The 8,079-nt window shown below is 45.2% G+C and carries 5 protein-coding genes and 1 pseudogene; all 6 read right to left on the bottom strand.

Annotation, left to right across the window (positions count from 1 at the left end; genetic code table 11):
• Positions 1 to 1,958 (bottom strand): phenylalanine--tRNA ligase subunit beta (pheT, locus tag IQR33_RS06300; RefSeq protein ID WP_228013780.1); only part of this gene is annotated, 1,958 nt, incomplete at its 3' end.
• Between the two features lie 18 nt (positions 1,959 to 1,976).
• Positions 1,977 to 2,960, bottom strand: coding sequence for a phenylalanine--tRNA ligase subunit alpha (gene pheS, locus IQR33_RS06295; RefSeq protein ID WP_193837431.1), 984 nt, complete (start codon positions 2,958 to 2,960; stop codon positions 1,977 to 1,979).
• Positions 2,961 to 3,151: 191 nt separating this feature from the next.
• Complete coding sequence (locus IQR33_RS06290) at positions 3,152 to 4,327, bottom strand: hypothetical protein (protein WP_054574059.1); 1,176 nt, start codon at positions 4,325 to 4,327, stop codon at positions 3,152 to 3,154.
• Positions 4,328 to 4,337: 10 nt separating this feature from the next.
• On the bottom strand, positions 4,338 to 5,129 hold the full coding sequence (locus IQR33_RS06285; RefSeq protein WP_025766823.1) for an outer membrane lipoprotein-sorting protein: 792 nt from the start codon (positions 5,127 to 5,129) through the stop codon (positions 4,338 to 4,340).
• An 18-nt stretch (positions 5,130 to 5,147) separates the two neighbouring features.
• Positions 5,148 to 7,526 (bottom strand): efflux RND transporter permease subunit, encoded by a 2,379-nt coding sequence (locus tag IQR33_RS06280; RefSeq protein ID WP_054574058.1) that lies wholly within the window; start codon positions 7,524 to 7,526, stop codon positions 5,148 to 5,150.
• Between the two features lie 249 nt (positions 7,527 to 7,775).
• Positions 7,776 to 8,079, bottom strand: a pseudogene (locus IQR33_RS06275) (TetR/AcrR family transcriptional regulator); the annotation flags it as partial.

Genomic DNA, 8,079 nt, shown 5'->3' with positions numbered 1-8,079 from the left:
CCTGGGTGAAGTGCTGGGTTAGCTTTTTTGCTTTCAGGTGACAGTGCAGCGAAAGAGTACGCTTTTTCGTTCGCAGATAGCTCTAGAATCGCTTCTAGATCGCCCTTAAGGTCGAAGAAATCAACAGTGTTGGTTTCGATATCCCAGTGCTCTTCACCACGAGTACCAGCAATAACACCTGCAAGCATAGGCTCTTGACGCATGCCGTTTTCTGCAGATTCACATGGGATGAAACGTAGGCCATATTCGAATAGACGAACGCGTGGCTGTTGACGCTTCTGGTTGTGAACAACCGTGTTCAACAGACCTTGGATAAGACCAAGACGCATTGCTGACATGTCTGCAGAAATTGGGTTTGGAAGTACGAGAGGCTCAACACCAGGTACAACTAGCTTTTGCTGCTCAGGCTCAACGAAGCTGTATGTGATTGCTTCGTGATAACCACGGTCAACAAGAAGATCACGAACGCGTTTCAGTGGAAGATCCGCTTCAACGTGGTTGTGCATCTTAAGTGCTGCTGCTGGGTTTTGGTTAGGAATGTTGTCGTAACCGTAGATACGGCCAACTTCTTCAATCAGGTCTTGCTCGATAGCGATATCGAAACGCCATGTTGGCGCTACTGCCACCCAACCTTCTTCAGAAGCTTCAACAGTCAAACCTAGGCGCTCTAGGATTTCTACTACGTCAGCATCAGCGATGTGGTGACCTAGTAGGTTGTCTAGTTTAGTACGACGTAGAGCAACTTTGTTTGGCTTAGGTAGGTCTGCTTCAGACTCTACTGCAACAACAGGTGCTACTTCACCACCACAGATCTCAACTAGAAGCTGAGTTGCACGCTCCATTGCGCTTACTTGTAGTGCGTAATCCACACCACGCTCGAAACGCATTGAAGAATCAGTGTGCAGACCGTAGCTACGAGCGCGACCACGGATGTGGTCAGGTGCAAAGAATGCACACTCTAGTAAAACGTCTTTAGTCTCAGTTGTTACACCTGACTCTTCACCACCAAAGATACCTGCGATTGCAAGTGCTTTGTTGTGGTCCGCTACTACTAGTGTATCTGCGTTTAGTTCTGCTTCGCTGCCGTCAAGAAGTGTTAGCTTCTCACCTTGCTCAGCCATACGAACTACGATGCCACCTTCGATCTTCGCTAGATCGAATGCGTGCATTGGTTGGCCTTGCTCTAGAAGAACGTAGTTAGTGATATCTACCACAGGGTCGATAGAGCGAATACCACAACGACGCAGTTTCTCTTGCATCCATAGTGGCGTTTCAGCTTGAACGTTTACGTTCTTAACTACACGACCTAGGTAACGTGGACACGCAGCTGGCGCTTTCACTTCGATAGACACTTTATCGTCGATTGAAGGGGCAACTGCTTCTACTAATGGCTCTGTCACGTCAGCACGGTTTAGTACGCCAACTTCACGAGCTAGACCACGAATGCTGAAACAGTCAGCGCGGTTTGCTGTTAGGTCTACGTCTACTGTTACGTCGTCTAGACCTAGGAATTCACGGAAATCAGTACCGATTACTGCGTCTTCTGCTAGTTCCATGATGCCGTCTGACTCAACGTCGATACCTAGTTCAGTGAACGAACAAAGCATGCCGTGAGATGGCTGGCCACGTAGTTTCGCTTTTTTGATTTTGAAATCACCTGGAAGAACAGCACCAACTGTTGCGACTGCTACTTTCAGACCTTGGCGACAGTTAGGTGCGCCACAAACAATGTCTAGAAGCTCTTCTTCACCCACGTCAACTTTAGTTACGCGCAGTTTGTCTGCATCTGGGTGTTGGCCACATTCAACAACGTGACCGACTTTAACGCCAGTAAAAGAACCAGCAACAGGAAGAACGTCGTCTACCTCTAGGCCGGCCATTGTAATTTGGTGAGTTAGCTCGTCAGTAGTAACCGCAGGGTTTACCCACTCACGAAGCCATGATTCGCTGAATTTCATGTTGATGAACCCTCTGGATTACTTGAACTGTTTTAGGAAACGAAGATCGTTCTCGAAGAACGCACGTAGGTCGTTCACGCCGTAACGAAGCATTGTTAGACGCTCAACACCCATACCGAATGCGAAACCAGAGTATTTTTCAGGATCGATACCTACGCTACGTAGCACGTTCGGGTGAACCATACCGCAGCCTAGTACTTCTAACCATTTACCGTTTTTGCCTTTCACGTCTACTTCAGCTGAAGGCTCAGTGAATGGGAAGTAAGATGGACGGAAACGTACTTCTACTTCTTCTTCGAAGAAGTTACATAGGAAATCGTGCAGGATGCCTTTCAGCTGAGCAAAGTTTACGTTCTCATCAACCAGCATGCCTTCCACTTGGTGGAACATTGGCGTGTGCGTTTGGTCGTAGTCGTTACGGTATACACGGCCTGGTGCGATGAAACGGAATGGTGGTTTACCATTTTCCATCGTACGGATCTGTACGCCTGACGTATGAGTACGAAGCATCAAGTCTGGGTTGAAGAAGAAAGTATCGTGGTCAGTACGCGCTGGGTGATCAGCTGAGATGTTTAGCGCATCGAAGTTGTGGAATGCATCTTCGATCTCTGGGCCAGCCTCGGTGTTAAAACCAAGTTCGCCAAAGAACTTCTCAATACGCTCTACAGTACGAGTTACTGGGTGTAAACCACCGTTTTCAATACGACGACCTGGTAGTGTTACGTCGATTGTTTCTGCTGCTAGTTTCGCTTCAAGCTCAGCACGTTGTAGTGCATCTTTACGAGCTGCGATAGCTTGCTGAACTACGCCTTTCGCTTTGTTGATCTCTTGACCAGCTTCACGGCGTTCTTCTGGTGGTAGTTTGCCTAGGCTTTGAAGTTGAGCAGTTAGCTCACCTTTTTTACCCAGATACTGAACACGCACTTCATCAAGTGCGACTAGCGATTCGGCAGCTTCAATTGCAGTGCTCGCGCTAGCAATGATCTCTTCTAGATGTTGCATCGTTTCCTCATCTACCTGTAGGTAGTGTCCATAAGGGAGTGATTGGTTTTTTGATAGCTGTACATAGTAGCCAAACCGGGCACCAATGCCAAATTGAATTACGAAAAGAAGAGGTTATTGAATAAAAAGAGCACAAAAACGTCAAAAATGTCATCTTTAGTTAATCTGCCGTTTAGTTGTGCCCTTTTGTTTTAGAAATAGTATTGAATAGATAGCTCGATAAAATCGTCATCTCTAGCGAAGTAGAGCAAATCATTTGGTGTTTCATTTTTAAACAACCAAGCATCAATTTGCCACTTAACGTGATTCGATATTCGGCTCGATGCTTCTAACTTAGCATTGTAAACATCATCGTTATCTAAATCCTTCGTAATTCCCGTCAATACTTCCGTTCCGTCCTCATCATTGAGCGCCCAACGAATACCTGCAAACACATCATTTTGACCGATAGTTTGTGCGTTGTTCCCACGACTGTCATAGAGGTACTCACCAATAACTCCCACATCCCAAACCGTGTCAAATGCACCGACGAAGGTATACTCAAAACCCGTCACAAGACCGACATGATTATCAGCGCTATCTCGATAAACACTTTCTAGTTTCCATAACCAATCGCCAACAATTCCTTGCACATCCAGACCGACATGACTCATCAGAGCGTAGTAAGGCTTTAATTCTCCGTACTCTAAACGAAAGTAAGGATCCCGGTTTGTTCCATATAAATAGCTTAGGCCTACGTCCCAATCGCCAAGCATTTTCGAATATCGAAAAGCCACATCTACGTGCTTCTCTTCTCTGCTTGATTCATAGATAGCATCATCAGAGACAACGGGTTCGGTTCGCAAGCGGCCATCTGTACCCGCAAACGTTCGTTCCCTAAAGTAAGGTAACAACATTGCGTGGACGGTGCCCCAGTCTTTGAAAGAGGTAAAATGTAACATCGGCTGACCGAGTTTATCTTCACCATCGACGGCTTCAATGGCATCTGTTTGGTTTACTACATCAACTAAATGGGCTGATTCAGTCACTCCCCAAAAGACCTTACTAATCCCAACTCGAAGCTCATAATCATCCCAATAAGTCAGATAAAGTGCCTCTCGTATGTCACCATGACTTCGCTCATCGTCTAGACCATCCAGACGATAGAAAGGTGTGAAAGTAAAGTTTGCATCACCATTTTGCATCTCCCAGTAAAATTCTGGCTGCAAAACCAATGACGTTTGCGCTTTGCTCTGACCCTGAGAGCCCGTTTTAAAAAACTGACGATGCTCAATATTGACTTGTCCTGCAAGCTCGACGGCAGTCAGAGGCATCGAGTAAAAAAAGGCTGCTGCACTAAGCAACAACCCAGCATTTAATCGCTTCATTTTTCCTCCACTACCTCACTCGCTTCAACACATTCTTATGAAAGTCATTGTCTTGTAATCCAGTGTTAAAACGCATTTCGCTAGTCGTTAGCTCAGTACTTTTTCCTGTTTGATGGTTTGTCATCGCCATAGTATGCGCTCGCCAATATTGGTTGAGATATTGCTTGTAATCGGAAAAAGAAAGCGTTTTTAACAAAGAGCCTTTGCGGTCGTAAAACTCAACTTTAAGTGGACGATAATGCGCTTTATCTAACCACACCGTTTGCTTGGTATAACCTGAGTTCTTATCGGTCGGAATTTGTTCTACGACGAAAACATCTTGCCCGTTTATGCTGTCATCTTTTAGGTAGTTGAAACGGTATTTTTCAATCTCAAAGGAACTGAGATCCTCATACGCGAATTCACTGCCCATAAAAGGACCTGATTTGTTACGCGAGGAAATACGTTTCACACGTTTCAGTGCAGGAAGGTAAAGCCATTGGTCATCGGCACCCACCGTATGAGAATGGTTAAGAAACGCCGTGCCTTTTACATCTCTCGGTTCATCAAATATCGTGAGCCCTTTGTCACCATCGCCATCAACTTCGAGTGATTGTAAGCGCATTAAACGTGTGCTGCTTTCTCCTTGCGCGTTTCGCAGAATCATTTGCATCGTAGCAACAGAATCCCCCCACCCTTCATCACGGGCTTTGCGCTCTTGGGCAATTTCTAGTCCTTTGGCTTCATCCGCCAACACCGCATGACTCATAATAAGCGAGACAGAAAGTACTGATACTTTTAAGGCATTTTTTACTAAATTCATGTTCGATCCTTTAATTCGTTATGACTGAGTAACAGTCTTGGTTTGAGAGTCAGTTGATTTAAGCTTATTTCGGCGCTCCACCTCGTCGTAAACGCCTTTGTCAAACAACATCAGTAGAGTCGGTAGGAAGATGAAATCCACAACAAGGGCAATAAAGATGACAATGGCACTCAGCTGTCCCATATCGGCATTTAAACGGAAGCTCGACATCGCCAGAACAGAGAAACCAGCAACAAGCACGACCGTCGTAATCCAGAGTGCGCGCCCCACGGTACGAAAGGCGTAGCGAACCGCTTGCTCCGCACTGTGGCCATCTTTACGAGCGTGTTGATATTTAGAAAGAAAGTGAACGGCGTCATCGACAACAACACCAAGCGTTAATGTCACAACGACAGACAATCCCAAGTTAATCTCGCCAGAAACCAGCGCCCAAATACCAAAACCAATAAGCGCAGGAGCAATATTCGGGACAAGACTAATTAAGCCAAGCTTGAACGAACGCAAGGCAAAGATCAGTAATGCAGAGATTAAGACAAGAGTAATGGGCAAGGTTGACAGCATGCTGGCCATATTCGTTTCACCAATATGCGCAAACATCAGTGAAGGACTAGACGCAACAACATCATATTGAGGCGCGTTTTCGTTAAACCATTGGTAAATGCGATTTTCCAAATCAACAAGCTCGACGCTGCCCAAGTTCTCCACGGTGAGAACCATCTTGATCGACGACTTATCTACATTGATTTGGTTGTTCAAATCTAAACCATACGGTAGTGACATTTCATAAAGCAGCAGATATTGAGCCGCTAATTCTCTGTCTTGAGGGAGCGAGTAATAAGCCTGATCATCTCCATGCATGTTCTTGTTTAGGCGCTTATAAACATCGCTCAAGGTCGCAACATGGTCCGTTTCTGACTGCAACCTTAGCCAGTCAGTAAATTTACCCACGGAATTGAGAAAATTAGGATCGGCAATGCCCTGCGATTCGTTGGTTTTTATCGCGATACTGATGTTCGCCATGCCACTGATTCGCTCTTCCATAAAATCAGCCGCTCGGCGAAATTCATTGCTATGGCCAAAGTACTCGACGGATTCATCATTGACTTTGTTCAGCGGAATCAAGCTCGCACTCGCGACAATAACAAGCACCGACAACGGCAATAACGCATGTCGCTTTGACACCACGAAATCTCCTAAATGATCCATAAAGTGCTTTCTTTCATCAGAAGTATCCGACTTCACCGTAACCGGAAGGATATTAAGCAAGGAGGGAAGTAACGTGATGGAAAGGAAACAAGCAACCATGACGCCAAGGGCTGATAGGTTGCCGAAATCTCTCAGGATTGGAGAATCCGACATATTCATCATTAAAAAGCCGATCGCGGTGGTAATGGAGGTAATCAAGATAGGCATGAAATTGAGCGCAATACTTCGCTCAATAGAGTGGGCTTTACTAAAGCCGTTTTGCATAGACTGACGCATTGTCGCGATGATGTGTACACAGTCTGCGACGGCAAGCGTCATCACCAAGGTAGGCACATTAACGGTCGCCGTGCTTAAGAACATACCAGCCCATCCTGACAAGCCCATTGTAACCATAACCGAGCCGATAATAACGATGAGTGTCGCGATGACGCTAAGCAATGAGCGCAACATGATGGTCAGAAACACCAATATCACTAGTAACATAGTAGGCACTAATGTTGCGCTATCATCTTGGGCTGCGGTCATAAACGCGTAGTTCATTGCAATAATACCAGCCTTATGGAATTCCGTGTCTGGGTACACTTGCTGATAACGCTCAATCATTCCGTTTATGTAAGCAACCACCTCTTGTACTTCAGCAGTTTTATCTATTTCAGGGAGTTGGACCGTAATGTTTACGACCGTGACATCTCCTTTTTCAGAAATCAGTGAACTTTTCAAAACCGGCTCACTCAACGCAATACTTTTGACTTTCTCTACTCGTTGAGGTGTCAATTCATATTCGCTATACAGTAAATCTTCGACAAGAAGATCATCTTCAAACGCTTCGGTATGCTGGTAGTTGGCGAGGGAATCAACGCGGGTCGAGTATGGAACTTGCCACGCCTCGTCAGTGATCTGCTGAATAAGAGATAATGTGCTAGGAGTAAAAACAGTGCCGCTCTTTGGCGCTATAACCAAAGCAAGACTGTCAGATTTTGCAAAGGTGGTTTGAATTTCATCAAACGCAAGTAACTGCTCATTTGTTCCATCAAAGAAGATGTCGTAATCTCCTCTAAAGTAAAGATTTTTTCCTCCAATGGTTGCTATGACAATCAATAAAACGGTAGCAAGCATCACCAATACACTGTAATTCGTTGGTAGCTTACCCCACCCTGAACGGGCGTATTGTTGAACGTTGTGATGTGGCATCACACTCTCCTTTTGTGACGTTTCGTCAAATTTAAAAACTAAAAAAACAGCAAATGCTGTAAATAACCAGACAAACTCGACATGCAAACTTTAGATCGAATGAATTTGGCTACATAAGTTAGTTTTTAGTAACTTCCTATGCTTCTCGTGATCATTGGCTGAACGCCAACCTTCGAGATTTAATGACGATTCGTCACAATAGTGCGATAAAAAAGCCAACCATAACGTCAGATTGGCCTTTCCAGTTTATTAGCGATTCACTGACTCTAAATAAGCAAGCTCTTCACTAAATAACTCCTGCTCCACTCGACGCCAGGTTTTACGGTAGTCCCATTCTGTAGATAAAGGCGACCAACCTAAACCATCAAGTAACATATTCGCGTTGTGCAGTACTGAGAATGGGTCTTGAATTCGCTGAATACATCGACTGTTCGATGCATTTTGCGCCAAAGCGTTTGAACCGAAGGCAATAGACCAGTTGGCGAATACAATAGCATCTGAACCAATTGCGGGAGAAAACTTAAGATCACCACATTCTACCGCATTGTTCACT

The organism is Vibrio sp. OPT46 (assembly GCF_015163535.1).
In the GTDB taxonomy this organism is placed as follows: Bacteria; Pseudomonadota; Gammaproteobacteria; order Enterobacterales; family Vibrionaceae; genus Vibrio; species Vibrio alginolyticus.
The sequence above is the reverse complement of the archived record's forward strand: the minus strand, read 5'-3'. Positions and strand labels throughout refer to the sequence as shown.